This window comes from Sphingomonas sp. Root720, assembly GCF_001428605.1.
Lineage (GTDB): Bacteria > Pseudomonadota > Alphaproteobacteria > Sphingomonadales > Sphingomonadaceae > Rhizorhabdus.
In genome coordinates this window covers 354,715-372,949 of the sequence record NZ_LMID01000011.1, presented here as the reverse complement: position 1 = coordinate 372,949, position 18,235 = coordinate 354,715, and the positions used below count along the sequence as shown (strand labels likewise).

General features: G+C 67.4%; 20 protein-coding genes and 1 pseudogene. 16 read left to right on the top strand and 5 right to left on the bottom strand.

The window, feature by feature from the left end; genetic code table 11:
* Positions 1–52 precede the first annotated feature (52 nt).
* The 7 genes from ASE22_RS12560 to ASE22_RS12530 all read left to right on the top strand — a co-directional run bounded on the left by ASE22_RS12560 (position 53) and on the right by ASE22_RS12530 (position 6,215).
* Entirely contained in the window at positions 53–973 is a 921-nt protein-coding gene (locus tag ASE22_RS12560) for a tyrosine-type recombinase/integrase (protein WP_082545631.1), read from the top strand.
* A 22-nt stretch (positions 974–995) separates the two neighbouring features.
* On the top strand, positions 996–1,262 hold the full coding sequence (locus tag ASE22_RS12555) for a PepSY domain-containing protein (protein WP_082545630.1): 267 nt from the start codon (positions 996–998) through the stop codon (positions 1,260–1,262).
* A gap of 81 nt (positions 1,263–1,343) precedes the next feature.
* A complete protein-coding gene (locus ASE22_RS12550) occupies positions 1,344–2,927 on the top strand; it encodes an MFS transporter (RefSeq protein ID WP_056359682.1) in 1,584 nt (527 codons plus the stop codon).
* A gap of 28 nt (positions 2,928–2,955) precedes the next feature.
* Complete coding sequence (alr, locus tag ASE22_RS12545) at positions 2,956–4,002, top strand: alanine racemase (protein ID WP_056359679.1); 1,047 nt, start codon at positions 2,956–2,958, stop codon at positions 4,000–4,002.
* A 1-nt stretch (position 4,003) separates the two neighbouring features.
* The gene (locus ASE22_RS12540; RefSeq protein WP_056359677.1) at positions 4,004–4,798 is read left to right on the top strand and encodes an MlaE family ABC transporter permease; all 795 of its coding nucleotides are present in this window, start codon (positions 4,004–4,006) and stop codon (positions 4,796–4,798) included.
* Positions 4,798–5,556 carry an ABC transporter ATP-binding protein gene (locus ASE22_RS12535; protein ID WP_056359675.1) on the top strand — a complete coding sequence of 253 codons (759 nt, stop codon included), beginning with the start codon at positions 4,798–4,800 and terminating at the stop codon, positions 5,554–5,556. The genes ASE22_RS12540 and ASE22_RS12535 overlap by 1 nt, the downstream gene beginning before the upstream one ends.
* Positions 5,557–5,660: 104 nt before the next feature.
* On the top strand, positions 5,661–6,215 hold the full coding sequence (locus ASE22_RS12530) for a peroxiredoxin (protein ID WP_056359670.1): 555 nt from the start codon (positions 5,661–5,663) through the stop codon (positions 6,213–6,215).
* A gap of 52 nt (positions 6,216–6,267) precedes the next feature.
* On the opposite strand, the gene ASE22_RS12525 is transcribed toward ASE22_RS12530, so the two are convergent.
* Positions 6,268–6,858, bottom strand: a complete 591-nt coding sequence (locus ASE22_RS12525; protein WP_056359667.1) for a glutathione S-transferase family protein — start codon at positions 6,856–6,858, stop codon at positions 6,268–6,270.
* A gap of 232 nt (positions 6,859–7,090) precedes the next feature.
* Between ASE22_RS12525 and ASE22_RS12520 the strand changes: the two genes are divergently transcribed.
* From ASE22_RS12520 to queA, 8 genes and pseudogenes are all read left to right on the top strand, one after another.
* Positions 7,091–7,933 (top strand): UDP-2,3-diacylglucosamine diphosphatase, encoded by an 843-nt coding sequence (locus ASE22_RS12520; protein WP_056359665.1) that lies wholly within the window; start codon positions 7,091–7,093, stop codon positions 7,931–7,933.
* A gap of 1 nt (position 7,934) precedes the next feature.
* A complete protein-coding gene (locus tag ASE22_RS12515; protein WP_056359662.1) occupies positions 7,935–8,963 on the top strand; it encodes a glycosyltransferase family 4 protein in 1,029 nt (342 codons plus the stop codon).
* Positions 8,964–9,094: 131 nt separating this feature from the next.
* Complete coding sequence (locus ASE22_RS12510) at positions 9,095–9,775, top strand: DUF1013 domain-containing protein (RefSeq protein WP_056359659.1); 681 nt, start codon at positions 9,095–9,097, stop codon at positions 9,773–9,775.
* A gap of 192 nt (positions 9,776–9,967) precedes the next feature.
* The gene (locus ASE22_RS12505; protein WP_056361170.1) at positions 9,968–10,213 is read left to right on the top strand and encodes an exodeoxyribonuclease VII small subunit; all 246 of its coding nucleotides are present in this window, start codon (positions 9,968–9,970) and stop codon (positions 10,211–10,213) included.
* 4 nt (positions 10,214–10,217) lie between these two features.
* The gene (locus ASE22_RS12500; protein ID WP_056359656.1) at positions 10,218–11,111 is read left to right on the top strand and encodes a polyprenyl synthetase family protein; all 894 of its coding nucleotides are present in this window, start codon (positions 10,218–10,220) and stop codon (positions 11,109–11,111) included.
* Positions 11,112–11,133: 22 nt separating this feature from the next.
* A complete protein-coding gene (coaD, locus tag ASE22_RS12495; protein WP_056359647.1) occupies positions 11,134–11,634 on the top strand; it encodes a pantetheine-phosphate adenylyltransferase in 501 nt (166 codons plus the stop codon).
* A 130-nt stretch (positions 11,635–11,764) separates the two neighbouring features.
* A pseudogene (locus tag ASE22_RS27595) lies at positions 11,765–12,274 on the top strand (peptidylprolyl isomerase); the annotation flags it as partial.
* Positions 12,275–12,641: 367 nt separating this feature from the next.
* Positions 12,642–13,670, top strand: a complete 1,029-nt coding sequence (gene queA / locus ASE22_RS12485; protein ID WP_056359638.1) for a tRNA preQ1(34) S-adenosylmethionine ribosyltransferase-isomerase QueA — start codon at positions 12,642–12,644, stop codon at positions 13,668–13,670.
* Between the two features lie 68 nt (positions 13,671–13,738).
* Here queA and ASE22_RS12480 read toward each other — a convergent pair whose 3' ends face one another.
* Both ASE22_RS12480 and ASE22_RS12475 read right to left on the bottom strand, forming a co-directional pair.
* Positions 13,739–15,397: a M28 family metallopeptidase gene (locus ASE22_RS12480; RefSeq protein ID WP_056359636.1), complete on the bottom strand. Its 1,659-nt coding sequence runs from the start codon at positions 15,395–15,397 to the stop codon at positions 13,739–13,741.
* A gap of 148 nt (positions 15,398–15,545) precedes the next feature.
* A complete protein-coding gene (locus tag ASE22_RS12475; RefSeq protein WP_056359633.1) occupies positions 15,546–16,388 on the bottom strand; it encodes a TIGR00266 family protein in 843 nt (280 codons plus the stop codon).
* A 286-nt stretch (positions 16,389–16,674) separates the two neighbouring features.
* On the opposite strand from ASE22_RS12475, the gene ndk reads away from it, so the two are divergent.
* Positions 16,675–17,097: a nucleoside-diphosphate kinase gene (ndk, locus tag ASE22_RS12470; RefSeq protein WP_056359631.1), complete on the top strand. Its 423-nt coding sequence runs from the start codon at positions 16,675–16,677 to the stop codon at positions 17,095–17,097.
* A gap of 129 nt (positions 17,098–17,226) precedes the next feature.
* On the opposite strand, the gene ASE22_RS12465 is transcribed toward ndk, so the two are convergent.
* Together ASE22_RS12465 and ASE22_RS12460 are read right to left on the bottom strand one after the other, a co-directional pair.
* Positions 17,227–17,607: an MmcQ/YjbR family DNA-binding protein gene (locus ASE22_RS12465; protein WP_056359628.1), complete on the bottom strand. Its 381-nt coding sequence runs from the start codon at positions 17,605–17,607 to the stop codon at positions 17,227–17,229.
* Positions 17,607–18,233 carry a hypothetical protein gene (locus tag ASE22_RS12460; protein ID WP_056359625.1) on the bottom strand — a complete coding sequence of 209 codons (627 nt, stop codon included), beginning with the start codon at positions 18,231–18,233 and terminating at the stop codon, positions 17,607–17,609. Before ASE22_RS12460 ends, ASE22_RS12465 begins: the two co-directional genes overlap by 1 nt.
* Positions 18,234–18,235 lie beyond the last annotated feature (2 nt).

Below are 18,235 nucleotides of genomic sequence, written 5' to 3'. Positions count from 1 at the left end.
GGGCCGGTGCAACCTGTCTCGGCGTCGCTCGACACGAACGGAAGGTGGGCAGGTGAAGGATTCCGAGGCCATCTCCCAGTTCCTGGAGATGCTCGCGGCCGAGGGCGGCGCGGCGAAGAACACGCTGCTCGCCTATGGATCCGACCTGCGCGGCGCGTCCGACGTGCTCGACGGCGCGCTGGTCGATGCCGACAAGGTGGGGCTGCAGAAGCTCGGGGCCGAATGGATGGCGCTCAGCCGCACCAGCGTCGCCCGCAAGTCGTCGGTCCTGCGGCGCTTCTTCGCCTTCCTCGAGGAGGAAGGCCTTCGGCGCGACGATCCCTCCGACGCGCTGCCGCGACCCACGGTGCAGCGGGCCTTGCCGCGTGTCCTGTCGCATGGTGACATCGAGCGCCTGTTCGACACGCTGGAGGATCGCCGACGCGACCGTCATGCCGATCCGCTGACCCTCCGGCTGATCGCGCTGGTCGAGCTTCTCTACGGGTCGGGCCTGCGCGCGACCGAGCTCGTCTCGCTGCCGCGCCATGCGCTGCGCGGCGACCGGCCCTTCCTGATCCTGCGTGGCAAGGGTGGGCGCGAGCGGCTGGTGCCGATCTCCGACCGGGCGCGCATGTCGGTCGCCGACTGGGGCCAGCATGTCCCCGCCGACCAGCCCTGGCTGTTTCCGTCGGGGCGCAGCCATCTCAGCCGCGTGCGCCTGTTCCAGCTGGTCCGCGAGCTCGCCGCCGGGGCGGGCATACCGCCGCAGCGGATCAGCCCGCACGTGCTGCGCCACGCCTTCGCCACGCATCTGCTCGAGGGCGGCGCCGACCTGCGCGCGCTGCAGACGATGCTCGGCCATGCCGATATCGGCACCACGCAGATCTACACCCATGTGAACAGCGCCCATCTGGTCGAGCTGGTCAATGCGCGCCATCCGCTGATGGACGTCGCCCGGCGCCGATCGGAACCGGGGCGCGGGCAAGGCGGTTGATCCCTCCGAAGGAGAGAGGATCATGTTGCGTCTGTCATCCGTAGTGGCGGCTTCGCTGCTGCTCGCCGCCGCCGCGCCTGCCGCCGCCGATCGCGGCCCGACCCAGTCGGAGGCGGCCGCCATCGCCATCAAACTGACCGCCCAGGGCTTCAAGAGCTGGAACCGCATCGAGCTCGACCCCGACGGGCCGAAGTGGAAGGTCGACGATGCGCGCAAGCTCGACGGCAAGACCTATGACGTCCAGCTGACGGTTGGCACCTATGAGATATTGAAGATGGACGGCGACTGATTTCCAGCCCCCTCGGCCCTTGTCCGCCCGCCCGCTCTGCCATAGGTCGAGTGTCGCAATGGCATTCGGAGTGGGGGGACGATGGCGACGGACGGGATGATCGATGCGCGGCGCGACCGGCTGGTCATCTTCGCATCGACCCTGGGTACCGCCTTCGAATGGTATGACTTCTTCATCTACGGCACGCTCGCAAACATCGTCGCCGGCCATTTCTTCCCGTCCGAAAATCCCGCCGTCAGCTTCCTGATCTTCCTCGGTAGCTTCGGGGTCGGTTTCGGCATGCGGCCGCTCGGCGCGATCCTGTTCGGGGTGCTCGGCGACCGGCTGGGACGCAAATATACCTTCCTTGTGACGATCACCCTGATGGGCGTGGCCACTGCGGCGGTCGGGCTGCTGCCGACCTACGAGACGATCGGCATCGCCGCGCCGATCCTGCTCGTCCTGTGCCGGGTGCTGCAGGGACTGGCGCTGGGCGGCGAATATGGTGGTGCCGCTATCTATGTGGCCGAGCATGCACCGCGCGGCCGTCGCGGCTTCTACACCAGCTTCATCCAGTCGGGGGTCAGCGCGGGGTTGATGCTCAGCCTGTCGGTGGTGCTGGTTTCGAACCATCTGGTCGACGAGCAAGCCTTCGCTGCCTGGGGCTGGCGCATCCCCTTCCTGTTTTCGCTGGTGCTGCTCGGCGTCTCGCTGTGGGTCCGGCTCAAGCTGAAGGAAAGCCCGGTCTTCAAGGCGATGAAGGACAGGGGGGACGTCGCGACCAACCCGCTGCGGGAAAGCTTCGACAGCTGGCCCAAGATCCGGCGGATACTGCTCGCGCTGTTCGGCCTGTCGGCCGGGCTGACGGTGATCTGGTATGTCGGCCAGTTCCAGTCGCTCTATTTTCTGCAGAGCAGCCTGCGGGTCGAGGACACCGTCGCGCGCGCGCTCGTCGGGGCGGCGGCCTTCGGCGCGGTGTTCGGCTTCATCTTCTTCGGCTGGCTGTCGGACCGGATCGGGCGCCGCAAGCTGATCCTGAGCGGCTATGTCCTGAGCCTGGTCTTCCTGTTCCCGCTGTTCCACTGGATCGCGGACGCCGCCAATCCGGGCCTTGCCGCCGCGATGGAACGGGCGCCGGTCGTCGTGTCGGGCAACGACTGTCGCTACGATCCCTTCGCCGCGAAGCAGGAAACCGCCTGCGGCACGATTCTCGATGCGCTGTCCAGGAAGGGTGTCGCCTACACCAAGGTCGACGGCGCGCCCGGCGCGGTGCCCGTCGTGACGATCGGCGGCAGGCCCGTCGACGCGAGCGACGCCGACCGCCTCGAGGCCGGGCTCGCCGCAGCCGGCTATGACCTCGCCAAGGTCACCCCGTCCTTCGGCGATTCGGTGAAGATATTCCTCTGCCTGCTGGCGCTCGGCTTCTTTTCGGGCATGACCTATGGCCCCTCGGCGGCGGTGATGGTCGAGCTGTTCCCGGCGCGGGTGCGCTATACCTCGCTGTCGGTGCCCTATCACATCGGCACCGGCTATTTTGGCGGTTTCCTGCCCTTCATCAGCCAGTATATCGTCGTCAGGACCGGCGATCCGTTCGCCGGTTTCTGGTACACTTTCGTCGTCGCCGGTCTGGCTTTCCTGGTCGCCCTGATCTGGTTGCCCGAGACGGCGGGCAAAGAACTGGAATAGCGCGGCCGGGGCGGCTATCGCGCTTGGCGTGACGCCCGACGTTCTTCCCCTCCGCCTCGATCTCGATCCCGAGGCCCTCGTGGCCAACTGGCGCTGGCTCGGCGCGCGCGCGGCGGCGCCGGCCGGGGCTGCGATCAAGGCCGACGCCTATGGCCTCGGCGCGGTCGAGGTGTCGCGGCGGCTGGCCGATGCGGGATGCCGCGACTTCTTCGTCGCCACCTGGGCCGAGTCCGACGCGCTGGGATCGCTGCCCTTCGGCGCCGGCCTGTCGGTGCTGCACGGCATCCGCGAGGAGGACCTCGCGACCGCGCTCGCGTCGCGCGCCCGGCCGGTGCTCAACAGCCCGGCGATGGTGGCGCGCTGGAAGGCGGCGGCGCCCGGCCGCCCCTGCGACGTGATGGTCGACACCGGCATGAACCGGCTCGGCCTGAGCATCGCCGATGCCTGTTCGGGCCTGCTCGACGGGCTGGAGATCGACCTGCTGCTCAGCCATCTCGCCTGCGCCGACGAACCCGACAGCCCGATGAGCGAGCGCCAGCGCGCCCGCTTCGTCGAGCTGCGCGGGCGTGTGGCGGCAAAGCGCTACAGCCTCGCCAATTCGGCGGGGGCCTGTCTTGGGCCCGATTACGGCTTCGACCTGATCCGTCCCGGCCTCGGCCTTTATGGCGGCATCCCCCGTCCCGAGGCGGAGGGGCACATCGCCCGCGTCGTCCGGGTCGAGGCGCAGATCCTCCAGATCCGCGACGTGCCCGTCGGCGACACTATCGGCTATGGGGCAACCTTCATCGCGGATCGTCCGATGCGCGTGGCGATCCTCAATCTAGGCTATGCCGATGGCTATCTTCGTGTTTTCGCCGGTCATGGCGCAGCGCTGGCGGGCGAACGGCGCTGTCCGCTCCTCGGGCGCGTGTCGATGGACCTGATTGCCGTCGACATCGGCACTGCGGAGGTCGGCGAAAGCGACTGGCTGGAGATCGATTATGCGCTCGAAAGCGCCGCCGCTCGGACGGGGCTTTCGCAATATGAGTTGCTGACTGGGCTGGGCAGTCGCTATCAGCGGCGGTGGAAAGAGTAGGATGTCCGCTATCTTGCAGCCCCTTATCGGATTTTTCGCCTCGATCGGCCGGCTTTTCATCGCGGCGCTCGCCGCGATCGGCCGGGTCACCGTCTTCGCCGTGACGACGATCTCGCGCGCCGCCCGCCCGCCTTATTATCCGGCGCGGCTGTTCGAGCAGCTGATGCAGATCGGCTGGTTCTCGCTGCCCGTCGTGGGCATGACCGCGATCTTCTCGGGCGCGGCGCTGGCGCAGCAGACCTTCACCGCGGGATCGCGCTTCAACGCGACCTCGACCGTGCCGGCGATCGTCGTGCTCGGCATCGTCCGCGAACTGGGGCCGGTGCTGGTCGGCTTGATGGTCGCGGGTCGCGTCTCCTCGGCGATGGCCGCCGAACTGGGGACGATGCGCGTGACCGAGCAGCTGGATGCGCTGACCACCCTGCGCACCGATCCCTATCGCTACCTGATCGCGCCTCGCCTGTTCGCGGCACTCATCGCCATCCCGCTGATGGTGCTGGCCGCCAACGCGATCGGCATCTTCGGCGGTTATTTCGTGGCGGTCTACAAGCTCGGCTTCAACCCGATCGGCTATCTCGAGACGACCCGCCAGTTCCTCACCGCGACCGACCTGCAGATGGCGCTGGTCAAGTCCGCTTTCTTCGGCTTCTTCATTGCGCTGATGGGCTGCTATCACGGCTTCCGTGCCCAGGGCGGCGCCGCCGGCGTCGGCCGCGCCACCACCGATGCGGTGGTCTCGGCCTTCATCCTGATCCTGTTGTCGAACATGATCATCACCCTGATGGCGTTCGGCTGATGGCGGACGACTGCAAGATCGTCCTCCGGGACGTCGCCAAGGCGTTCGGCGCCAATCGCGTGCTCGACGGCGTCAACCTCGAGGTCGAACGCGGCGAATCGATGGTGATCATCGGCCAGTCGGGCAGCGGCAAGTCGGTCATGCTCAAGAGCATTCTCGGACTGATCCGGCCCGACCGCGGCGAGATTCTCGTCGACGGGCAGAACCTGACGTCGATGTCCTCGCGCGAGCTCGAAACCGCGCGCGCGAAGTTCGGCATGCTGTTCCAGGGTTCGGCGCTGTTCGATTCGCTGCCGATCTGGCGCAACGTTACCTTCGCGCTGACCCAGGGCCGGCTCCTCGACGCGACCAGGATGCGCAAGATCGCGACCGAGAATCTCGAACGCGTCGGTCTCGACGCCAAGGTTCTCGACCTGCGGCCGAGCGAGCTGTCGGGCGGCATGCAGAAGCGGGTGGCGCTCGCCCGCGCGATCGCCCCCCGCCCGGAAATCATCTTCTTCGACGAGCCGACCACCGGCCTCGACCCGATCCGCGCCGACGTGATCAACGACCTGATCGTCGAGCTGGTCGAGGAACTGGGCGTCACTGCCCTGACGATCACCCACGACATGGCGTCGGCCCGCAAGATCGCGCACCGGGTCGCCATGCTCTACCAGGGCAAGATCGTCTGGCGCGGTCCGCGCGATCGTCTGTACGACAGCGGAAACCCTTATGTGGATCAGTTCGTTCAGGGGCGAGCCGAAGGACCGATCCGCTAGATCGCTATTCGACGTTTTCGATAACTGAGAACGTTCTTTCTGATTGGATCGATCAGTCCTGTTTCGGCAGAAGGCGGCCAACCCATTCAGAGAAAGGACGATCGATGATCGGACGCACCGTTCCCAACGTTACGCTGAAGACCCGAGTGCGCGATGAAAGCGTGGGCGGGCCCAACCCCTTCCGCTGGCAGGACCTGTCGACCGGTGAACTGTTCAAGGGCCGGCGCGTCGTCGTGTTCGCGCTGCCGGGGGCCTTCACCCCGACGTGCTCGACCGAGCAGTGCCCGGCCTATGAACGCAGCTATGACGACCTCCGGGCCAAGGGGGCCGACGAGGTCTATTGCCTGTCGGTCAACGACTCCTTCGTCATGTACCAGTGGGCCAAGCAGCTCGGCATCACCAAGACGAAGATGCTGCCCGACGGTTCGGGCGACTTCACCCGGCGGATGGGCATGCTGATCAACAAGGATCATCTCGGCTTCGGCGACCGGTCCTGGCGCTATGCGATGGTGGTCGACGACGGCAAGGTCGTCGGCTGGTTCGAGGAGCCCGGCATCAACGACGATGGGGCCGACGAGGACCCCTATGGCGAAAGCGCCCCCGACAAGGTGCTCACCTGGCTCGAGGCGCATCCTGCGCGGGAACTGGCCGACGCCTGAACTTTTCCCGTCATTCCGGCGAATGCCGGGATGACGGCGAAATGGGGCAGGGCTAGCGGGTGAGCCCGATCCCCAGGCCCGCTTCGACCCGCGCGACCCAGGCCTTCACCGCCGGATAGTCGCTCAGGTCGAACCCGCCCTCATGCGCGACCCGCGTATAGGCGACCAGCGCGATGTCGGCGAGGGTGGGGGCGTCGCCGACCAGGAAGGCCCGGCCCGTCAGTTGCCCGTCGAGCAGCTTCAACGCGCCCTTGCCGCGTTCGACGATCCTGGGGTCGAGGTCGGCCACCGCCTTGCCGAGATACCGGACCTGAAAGCGGGCGACCGCGACATAAGGTTCGTGGCTATATTGTTCCCAGAACAGCCATTCGAGCATCTTCGCCCGCTGGTAGCCGTCGACGGGGATCAGCGCCGATCCTTCGGCGAGGCTCAGGATGATGGCGTTCGACTGGGCGAGGGTGCGGCCGTCCTCGTAGCGGACCAGCGGCACCTGGCCGGCCGGGTTCATCGCCAGATAGGCGTCCGTCCGGGTCGACCCGTCGAGCACGCTGGTTTCGATCCAGTCATAGCGAATCCCCAGCAGATCGGCCGTCCATTTGACCTTGAGGCAGTTGCCGGAAATCGAATCGCCATAGATTTGCATCGATCACTCTCCCGATGAGCGCTGCCGCGCGCATAACCTTTCGGAAACCGCGCGGAAACAAAGTTGACGGGATCTATCATAAAGCCCGCTTATCGACCTGCGATCGCAGGGCCTTTCGTTCGTTCGGGCGAAATCGGTCAAGTCGTTGTCACAAAGCCGTAAGCTATCGTCGAGGCGGCTGTAACAAAGATGAATCATAGGCTGCGCACGTCATCCCCACAGGAGACGAGCGATGAACGCCATCACCCGTATCGCCGCGGCGCAGGCCAGCGGTCCCGCCTTCCCGGAAGCCCGCCGCGAACGCCGCCGCTATCGCACCATCTGGGTGTCCGACATCCATTTGGGCACGCGCGGCTGCAACGCCGCCATGCTGATCGACTTCCTCGATTCGACCGACAGCGAGACGATGTACCTGGTCGGCGACATCATCGACGGCTGGCGGCTGAAGCGCAGCTGGTACTGGCCGTCGGCGCACAACGACATCGTCTGGCGCGTGATGAAGCGCGCCAAGCGCGGCACCCGCGTCGTCTTCATTCCCGGCAACCATGACGAGATGTTCCGCCAGTTCGCCGGGCTGACCTTCGGCGGCATCGAGATCCGCCGCAACGCGATCCACGAGACGGCCGACGGCCGCCGGCTGATGGTCACCCATGGCGATGAGTTCGACACGGTCGTCATGTGCCACCGCTGGCTCGCCTTCGCCGGCGATGCCGCCTATGAGCTGTTGATGCGGATGAACGTGGTGATCAACACGGTCCGCCAGTGGTTCGACCTGCCCTATTGGTCGCTGTCGAAGCACGCCAAGCACAAGGTCAAGAACGCGGTCGAGTTCATCTCGCGCTTCGAGGAAGCGGTCGCGCACGATGCCGGCGAGCGCGGCGTGGACGGCGTCGTGTGCGGCCACATCCACACCGCCGAGATTCGCCAGTTCGGCGAGATCGTCTATTATAACGACGGCGACTGGGTCGAAGGCTGCACCGCGCTGGTCGAGCATTTCGACGGCAGGATGGAGGTGCTCCACTGGGCCGACGAGATCGCCGCCCGCCGCCAGACCGCCACCGCGATGGCGGCCTGACATGCGGATCGCGATCGCGACCGATGCCTGGACACCCCAGGTCAACGGCGTCGTCCGCACCCTTCAGGCGGTGACCGCCGAACTGGGTGCGATGGGACATGAGGTCTGCGTGATCGCGCCCGACCAGTTCCGAACCGTTCCCTGTCCCAGCTATCCCGAGATCCGACTGGCGCTGACCACCCATGCCGGGGTAGGCCGTCGTCTCGCCGAGTTCGGGGCGGAGGCGATCCATATCGCCACCGAGGGGCCGATCGGCCTGGCCGCGCGCCGCCACTGCATTGGCCGGCGGCTCGCCTTCACCACCGCCTATCACACCCAATTCCCCGATTATGTCGCCGAGCGCACCCGCATGCCCGCCGACTGGTTCTGGCGCTATATCCGCTGGTTCCACGCCCCGTCGGCGGTAGTGCTGGCGTCGACGCCCTCGGTCGAGGCGATCCTCGAGACGCGTGGCGTCGGGCCGGTGCGGCGCTGGGGCAGGGGCGTCGACCTGGCGCTGTTCCATCCCGATCGTTCGCCGCACCCGGCCTTCGCGGGCCTGCCCCGGCCGATCCAGCTCTATGTCGGCCGGGTCGCGGTAGAGAAGAACATCGCCGCCTTCCTGGCCTGCGACACGCCCGGCACGAAGGTGGTGGTTGGCGACGGCCCGGCCCGGGCCGGCCTGTCGCGCAGTTGCCCGGACGTCCGTTTCCTCGGCGCGCTCCACGGCGAGGAGCTTGCCGCGGCCTATGCCGGCGCCGACGTCTTCGTCTTTCCCAGCCGCACCGATACCTTCGGACTGGTGATGATCGAGGCGCTGGCATGCGGCACCCCGGTCGCGGCCTATCCGGTGACGGGGCCGATCGACATCCTCGATCCGACCTGCGGGGCGATGGATGACGATCTGGCGACGGCGATCGAGCGGGCGGCGGCCTGCGACCGGGCGACGTCCGCCGCCTATGGCGCCACCTTCGGCTGGCGCAGGAGCGCCGAGCAGTTCCTCGGCGCGCTCGTACCGCAGGGCGAGGGCAGGGGGCGGCTGGCGGCATGAGGAATCCCCCGTTCGGCATGCCGGAGAGGGGATGCGATCAATTCTTGTGCTGAGGCGTGGGCTTCATTACATCGTGCCACATGCTTCGGCCGCTCCGTGACGGGGCGGCCCTTTTATTTTGGAGGACCGCTATGGCCCAGCCGCTCATGCCCCACGCCACCGCTTCGTGGCTGGTCGACAACACCGCGCTCAGCTTTCAGCAGATCGCCGAGTTCTGCGGGCTCCACATCCTCGAGATCCAGGCGATCGCCGACGACATGGCCGCGACCAAGCTGACCGGGCGCGATCCCGTCCGTGCGGGCGAGCTCACCATGGCCGAGATCGAGAAGGGCCAGAAGGACGCGAACTACCGGCTCGTCATGCAGAAGGGCCCCGACCAGCTCCGCCGCACCAAGGGCCCGCGCTACACGCCGGTGTCGAAGCGCCAGGACAAGCCCGACGGCATTGCCTGGATCATCCGCAACCATCCTGAAGTGTCGGACGGCCAGATCTCCAAGCTGATCGGCACGACCCGCACCACGATCGCTGCGATCCGCGACCGGACCCACTGGAACATCGCCAACATCGTTCCCAAGGACCCGGTGACGCTGGGCCTGTCCTCGCAGCGCGAACTCGACGCCGTCGTCGCCAAGGCCGCGAAGGCCGCCGGCATCGAGGCGCCGACCGATACCCGTCTCGAAGGCGACCGCGAGGCGCTGATCGAACAGCTCCGCGCCGAACGCGAAGCCGCGGTCCGCAGCGCCGATACGGTCCATGTCGAAGAGTCGACCTATGGCGGCGCGACCTTCCACGACCCGTTCAAGAAGGCGTAAGAGCCCTCGTGTTTCCGTCATGCCAGCGCAGGCTGGCATATCGGGCGGCTCTGGCGATGACCTCGTCCTCCATCTCCTGAGATGCCAGCCTGCGCTGGCAGGACGGATGAAGGGGACAGGCCGGCCGCTTGGCCGACAAACAACCTCATCCCGTCCTTGACCCTGCCGCCGCCCGAGCCCAAAAGCCTTGCCATGACCGACAGCGCCGCCCTTGCCGACCTCAGTTTCGAGGAAGCCCTGAAGCAGCTCGAGGCGATCGTCCGCCAACTCGAATCGGGCGACGTGCCCCTCGACGAGTCGATCTCGCTCTATGCGAAGGGCGATGCGCTTAAGCGCCAGTGCGAGGAGCGGTTGAAGGCCGCGCAGGCCCGGATCGAAAAGATCAGCCTGGGCGCCGATGGTACGCCGCGGGGGACCGAGCCCTTTACCGCGGGCTGATCCCATGTCTGCGCTTCTGACCTCCGAACTCGCGCACATCGCGCAGGAGATCGACAGTCGTTTCGATGCGCTGCTGACCCCGCCCGACGACAGCCGCAGGCGCCTTTACGATGCGATGCGCCACGCCGCGATCGGGGGCGGCAAGCGGCTCCGGCCGCTGCTGGTCTGCGCATCGGCCCGGCTGTTCGCGATCGATCCCGAATGCGCGTTGCGCGCGGGTCTCGCGATCGAGGCCATCCATGTCTACAGCCTGATCCACGACGACCTGCCGGCGATGGACGACGACGACCTGCGCCGCGGTCGCCCGACCGTGCACCGCGCCTATGACGAGGCGACCGCGATCCTGGCGGGCGATGCGTTCCAGGCGCTGGCCTTCGAGATCGCGGCGTCCGAGGCGACCCATCCCGATCCCTTCGTCCGCAGCGAGCTGGTCGCCGCACTCGCCGTCGCGGCGGGCCCGGCGGGCATGGTCGGCGGACAGGCGATGGACATGGCGGCCGAAGCCGGCGGCGAATATGGCTTCGACGCGGTCTCCCGGCTCCAGCAGCTCAAGACCGGGGCGCTGATCGCCTTCGCGATCGAGGCGGGGGCGATCCTCGGCCGGGTGGCGCCCGACGGGCGGACCCGGCTGCGCGCCTATGCCCACGACCTGGGGCTGGCCTTCCAGATCGCCGACGACCTGCTCGACGCCGAAGGCGACCCGGCGGCGATGGGCAAGGCGGCGGGCAAGGACGACGCGGCCGGCAAGGCGACCTTCGTGGGCCTGCTCGGAATCGAGCGGGCGCGCGCGCAGGCGCGGCTGCTGTCGCAGCAGGCGATCGATCATCTTGGCAATTTCGGGCGCGAGGCCGATCTGCTACGCGACATCGCGGTCTATGCGGTCGATCGCGATCGCTGAACGCCAGACAGGGGGAGCATCTATGCGGACGGGCGTCTATCCCGGCACTTTCGATCCGGTCACGCTGGGCCATATGGACATCATCCGGCGCGGCGCGAAGCTGGTCGACCGGCTGGTCGTCGGCGTCACCACCAATCCGTCCAAGTCGCCGATGTTCACGCTCGACGAGCGGCTGGCGATGGTGCGGCGCGAAACCGCCGACCTGGGCGACAAGATCGAGATTGTCGCCTTCGACTCGCTGCTGATGGACTTCGCCGAGAGGATGGGCGCCTCGATCATCGTGCGCGGCCTGCGCGCGGTCGCCGACTTCGAATATGAGTATCAGATGGCGGGGATGAACCAGCAGCTGAACAATCGGGTCGAGACCGTCTTCCTGATGGCCGATGTCGCGTTGCAGCCGATCGCCTCGCGGCTCGTGAAGGAAATCGCGCTGTACGGCGGTGCGATCGACCGCTTCGTGCCCGAGAAAGTGGTGCAGGAAGTCGTCGCGCGCGTCGAAAAGATCGGTAAGAAGGGAAGCTGAGGCACGGTGCCGGCGGTTCAGCCGACGGCAAGCCGGACATGCTTAACGAGACCACGCCGACGTTGAGTGCGGCAGGAGAAGTGATCTGATGCGATCGAAGTTCGTTGTTGCGGCATTTGCGGGCCTGTTCATGGCCGGTGCGGCGCTCGCCCAGTCCGCCCCGCCGCCGGCCACGCCCGCCCCGGACGCGCAGAACATCCTCAACCTCGACCTGTCGACCGGCGGTCGGGTGAAGGTGCAGCTGCGCCCCGACAAGGCGCCCAATTCGGTCGAGCGGATCAAGGTCCTGGTGCGCCGCCATTTCTATGACGGCCTGATCTTCCACCGCGTGATCGAGGGCTTCATGGCCCAGGGCGGCGATCCCAAGGGCACGGGTGAGGGCGGTTCCGACCTGCCCGACCTGAAGGCCGAGTTCAACGACATGCCGCATGTCCGCGGCGTCATGGCGATGGCGCGCGCGCAGGATCCCAATTCGGCGAACAGCCAGTTCTTCATCATGCTGCAGCCGAACCTGACGCTCGATAATAATTACACCCCGATCGGGCGGGTCATCTCGGGCATGGAATATGTCGATGCGATCGAGAAGGGCGAGCCGCCTGCCAACCCCTCGAAGATCGTCCACGCCTCGATAGAGTCCGACGACCAGGGCCAGCCGCCGGCTGCGTTCGTGCCGCCGGCCGCACCCGCTGCGGCCGCGCCCGTTGCCGAGACCAAGCAGGAGAGGAAGGCCCGGGAAAAATCCGAAAAGGCCGAAAAGAAAGCTGCCGACAGGGCCGCCAAGGAAGAGAAGAAGCGCCGCAAGGAGGAAGCCAAGCCCGACCTCGCCAATCCGGCCGATGCCGTGAGCGGCGGCGAGGCGGCGGCGACGCCAGGCGCCACGCCCGAAGCCCCCCAGGGAACCGACGCGGCCGTCCAGGCGGTGGCCGGCGATCAGCCGACCGAAAACGCCGTCCGCGAAGTGGCGAGCGAAGAGGCGGTTTCCCAGCCGCAATAACGGCCGCGACCCGATGCGCGTCGACCTTTTCGATTTCGATCTTCCGCCCGAGAACATCGCCCTCCGGCCCGTCAGCCCGCGCGACAGCGCGCGGATGCTGTTGGTCGCGGGCGCCGAAGGGCTGGCCGACCATCATGTTTCCGACCTGCCGGACCTGCTCCGCGCCGGCGACTGCCTGGTGTTCAACGACACGCGGGTGATCCCCGCGCAGCTGGAAGGCCGCCGCGGCGAGGCGCGGATCGGGGCGACGCTCCACAAGCGCGAAGGCCTCCGGCGGTGGCGTGCCTTCGTCCGCAACGCCAAGCGGGTAAGGACCGGCGACCGGATCGATTTCGGCGCAGGCGTCTCGGCGATCGCCGCCGATCGGGGCGAGGACGGCTCGATCCTGCTCGACTTCGAGGGCGACGAGCCTGTCGAGCTGCTGCTCGAACGCGCCGGCACCATGCCGCTCCCGCCCTATATCGCCGGCAAGCGACCGACCGACGAGCGCGACCGCGACGACTACCAGACCATGTTCGCGCGCGAGAAGGGCGCGGTCGCGGCGCCCACTGCCGCGCTCCACTTCACCCCGCGCCTGATGGAGGCGCTCGCCGCCGCCGGCATCGCCGGCGAGACGCTGACCCTCCATGTCGGCGCGGGCACCTTCCTGCCGGTCAAGGCCGACGACACCGACGATCACCGGATGCATGCCGAATGGGGCCGGATCGATGCCACGACCGCGGACCGTCTCAACGCAGTGCGCGCGGCGGGCGGCAGGGTGATCGCGGTCGGGACCACCAGCCTCCGCCTGCTCGAGAGCGCGACCGGCGAAGACCGCGTGATCCGCCCCTTCGACGGCGACACCGCGATCTTCATCACCCCCGGCTACCGCTTCCGTGGCGTGGACGGTCTGATGACCAATTTCCACCTGCCCAAGTCGACGCTGTTCATGCTGGTCGGCGCGCTGATGGGACGCGAGCGGATGCAGGCCGCCTATGCGCATGCGATCGCCGAGGGCTATCGCTTCTACAGCTATGGCGATTCGAGCCTGTTGCTGCCCTGACGGCTTGCGAAGCGCTCCAGGGCCAGCCGGGCGAGGCGAGGCCGGGCTGAACGCCCGGCCTCGCACCCTTATTTCCGCTGTGCGGCCGTCTCGTCGCGCTTAGCCTTGAACTCGGCATCGGCCGCCCAATCGGGCCAGGCGCGGCTGTCGGCGAGGGCGCGGCCGGTGTCGTAGAGCAGGGTCAGGTCGGGCGCGACGTTGGACAGGTTCATGTCCGCGCTCCATTCGTCGGCGGGCTGGTGGTAGCGGTCGCGGGTGTAGATCGCCCCCAGTTCCTGGCCGCGCGCGACGCCGCCGTCGACCAGGTCGATGCCGCCCTTGAACGAGACGGCGGGCACCCCGGCCTTGGCCATCGGGAAGTGGTCGGAGCGGTAGAAGCCGCCGGTCTCGGTCTTGGGGTCGGGCACATAGACCCGGCCAAGCTTCCTGCCCTCGGCGACCAGCAGGTCGAGCAGGCCGAGCTTGGCGACGCCCGAGATGGTGAAGTCCCTGGCGGCACCCTCGCCGATGATGCTGTCCATGTTGATCACGCCGGCCGTCCTCGCCAGCGGATAGACTGGATTCGCGGCATAATATTCGGAGCCGAGCAGGCCCTTCTCCTCGGCGGTCACCGCGAGGAACAGGACCGAGCGATCGGTGCGCGGCGCCTTGGCGAAGGCACGTCCCAGTTCGAGCAGCGCCGCGATCCCCGAAGCGTTGTCGCGCGCGCCGTTGTAGATGCGGTCGCCCTTCGCATCGGGCTGGCCGACGCCGAGATGGTCCCAATGGCCCGAATAGATCACCGTCTCGTTCGGATGCTTCGCACCGGCGAGTCGGCCGAGGACATTGTAGGAGGTGATCGTCTCGGCCTTGACGGCATAGGAGGCGTCGAGCGTCGCGTTGAGCGCGACCGGCTTGAAATCCTTTTTCTGCGCGGCCTTCTTCATCGCCTCGAAGTCCAGTCCGGCGGCCTTGAACAGGTCGACCGCGAGGTCGCGCTGGATCCAGCCCTCGACGGCGACATGCTCAGCCTTCGGATCGGCGCGGACGATGTCGAACATGGTGTTGGTGTTGGAGTTCTTGACCGTCGGCCAGCCATAGGAGGCGGGGGCATATTCGTGGACGACCAGGACGCCGGCCGCGCCCTGCCGCGCGCCTTCCTCATATTTATAGGTCCAGCGGCCATAATAGGTCATGGTCTTGCCGCCGAAATCGCCTTCCCCGCCCTCGAAATCGGGATCGTTGACGAGGACGACGAGGATCTTGCCCTTGAGGTCCGCACCCTTGAAGTCGTCCCAGCCGCGCTCGGGCGCCTTGACGCCATAGCCGACGAAGACCAGCGGGGCCGAGGCCAGGTCGACCTTGTCCTGCCCGGTCAGCGCGGCGCGGACGGCGATCTCCTCGCCCTGTGTCAGCGCGCGCGAGGCGCCGTCGCCCATCTTCAGCGCCAGCTTCGGCGCGCCGACGATGTCGGACTTGAGCAGCGGAACGCTCTGCGTCCAGGTTCCGTCGGGCATGCCGGGCTTGAGGCCCGCAGCCTTCATCTGCCCGACGATATAGGCGATCGTCTTTTTCTCGCCCTCGGTCGCGGGGGCGCGCCCCTCGAAGCTGTCGTCGGACAGCGCCTTCACGTCCTGGCTGAAGCGCTGGACGTCGAAGGCCGGTGCGCTCGACATGGACGAGGCGGCGAGGCAGAGGGCGGGGGCGAGCAGCAGCGGGGCTGCGAGCAGGGCTGCGATCTTGCGCATGGAAGCTCCTGGATGGTTGCGGCCCGAACGGGCAATGCACTGCAACTAAGCGGTTTTCGTCCGGAGCCGCCAGCCCTTTTTGTCTATACATTAAATGCGCGCCCCTCTGCCGTTCGTCCCGCTCGACACGGAAGATGGGACGGGGGGCTCAATCATTCCCCCCGATCAGGTCGCCCAGACTGCCCAGCGCCGAACCCTCGCCACGGTTCTGGCCGCCCCGGCTGCCCGCCGCCGCCAGCATCCGCCCGGCGAGGCGCGAGAAGGGGAGCGACTGGATCCAGACCTTGCCGGGTCCGCGCAGCCGCGCGAAGAACAGGCCCTCGCCGCCGAACAGCACGCTCTTCACCCCGCCCGCGGCCACCAGGTCGAAATCGACGCTGGGGGTAATCGCGGCGAGGCAGCCGGTGTCGACGTGCAGTTCCTCGCCGGCCGCCAGTTCGCGCTCGACGACGGTGCCGCCCATCTGGACGAATACCCAGCCATCGCCTTCCAGCTTCTGCATGACGAAGCCTTCCCCACCGAACAGGCCGGTCAGGATGCGGCGCTGGAAATGGACCCCGATCGACACGCCCTTGGCCGCCGCGAGGAAGCTGTCCTTCTGGCAGATCAGCCGGCCGCCGATCTGGTCGAGCTTGATCGCCAGGATCGCGCCCGGCGTGGGGGAGGCGAAGGCGACCCGCGCCTTGCCCTGGCCGCGATGGGTGAAGACCGTGGTGAACAGGCTCTCGCCGGTCACCAGCCGCTTGCCCGCGCCGAGCAGCTTGCCCATGAACCCTTCGTTGGCGCCGCCGCTGCCGTCGCCGAAGATCGTGGTCATGTCGACACTGCCGTCCTTCCAGACGAGCGCGCCCGCCTCGGCGACCGCGCTCTCGCCGGGGTCGAGCTCGATTTCGAGGAATTGGAGCTCCTGTCCCTTGATCTCGAAGTCGATGTCGTCGGCGATGCCGGCCTTGCGGTGATGCTGCTGTTCCCAGGGGCTTTGGAAGGACATGTCGGGTCTCCGTTCGGTGAATGGCGGTCCTTATCATATGCTTTCGATATGACAGCAGCGACCTCCATCAGGCCGCCCTTTCGATGGGCGGCCGCAGGTTCCTTCGGCCCGGCCCGGCTTGGGCATGGACCTCGACGACAGGGGGCCGGCAAACGCGGCGGGCGCGCGCGAGCGGCGGCTCCGGCTCCTGAAGTTGCCCGGACGTGCCGGCGCGCCTTGCCATAGTGCGGCGCAGCGACTAAAGGCCCGCAATCTTTCCGCAATTCAGACATGGAGCCGCTCGCCGATGGCGACCGAACGCACTTTCTCGATCATCAAGCCCGATGCGACGCGTCGCAACCTGACGGGCGCGATCACCGCCAAGCTCGAGGAGGCCGGCCTGCGCGTCGTCGCTTCGAAGCGCATCCACATGACCAAGGAGCAGGCCGAGGGTTTCTACGGCGTGCACCGCGAACGTCCGTTCTTCGGCGACCTCGTCAGCTTCATGATCTCGGGCCCGGTCGTGGTCCAGGTGCTCGAAGGCGAGAACGCCGTCGCGCGCAACCGTGAGGTCATGGGCGCCACCAACCCGGCGAATGCCGACGAGGGCACGATCCGCAAGACCTTCGCGGAATCGATCGAAGCCAACTCGGTCCATGGCTCGGACAGCCTCGAGAACGCCAAGATCGAGATCGACTATTTCTTCAAGCCCGAAGAAGTCGTCGGCTGATCGACATAGCGGGAGAAGGGCTTGCCCCTTCTCCCGTCATGCCAGCGCAGGCTGGCATCTCAGGAGAGGAGCGCTGCGCCTCGTCTCCCGAGACCCCAGCCTTCGCTGGGGTGACGTTCTGAGCGTCGACTAGAATTCCACGATCGCCGCCAGTTTGGGCGGCGCCGCGAGCCGCCAGCTTTCGCGCAGGCGATGCTCCACCCGCTCCCAGTCGGTTCCCGGCTGGTCGAGCCTGATGCCGACCCAGCCCGACGGGCCCAGATAGGGCGGCTTGAAATAGATGTCGGGATCGAGGTCGATGAGCATCTCCTGCTCCTCGATGCCGCTCGTCCTGACCAGCACGGCCGTGCGGCCATCGCCATGATGGTTGTGCCAGAAATAGGCGAACATCCGCTTGTCGGCGACCCGCCAGCATGGCGATCCGTGGGAGATCTTCTCCTCGACCTGCGGCAGCGCCATCGCCAGCGTGCCGACATGGGCATGGACCGCGCCGGCGTCGTCCGATGCCATTATTTCGCGCCCTTGTGCCGAGCCTTCCACAGCGCGTCGAGTCGCGCGGGTGCCGCCTTGGCGCTGCTCCGTCCGATCAGCGACAGGCCGCGCAGGCGGATCGAGGTACCGCCGAGGAAGCCGCCGTCGGTGACGTAGCCGATGTCGTAAAGCGTCACGTCCTCCGCCATCTCGCCGTCGACGGTGAAGCGAGTCGTGATCGCAACCGGCAGGCGCGCGTCGCCGCGCGGCCGTTCGGGCTCGCCAGCCTCGCGGCGCGCCTTCTTGAGTCCGCTCGCGAACCAGGACGACTCGATCCGGGGGTCGGTACTGTCGACCGGATCGACACCGAGAGCCTTCGGAAAGGCGATGGTCTGGCCCTGGATCACCTGGTCGCCGGTGGCGTGAAGGGCGATGCGGTCGCCGTCCTTCTCGGTTTCGGCGCGCAGGACGAGGGTACGGGCCCTGGCGCTGGCCGCCCGGCTTTCGGCGGTCTGCGCCTCCTCGCTGTGGCGGCGCTCGCTATAGCTGTTCCACAAGGTCAATGCCGAGATGACGAGCGCCGAGACGCCGAGAAGCTCGGCGAGCGTGAGCAATCGCACCCTGCGCCGCCGTGCGGCGGCGGCCTCCGAATTTCCGTCAGCCATGC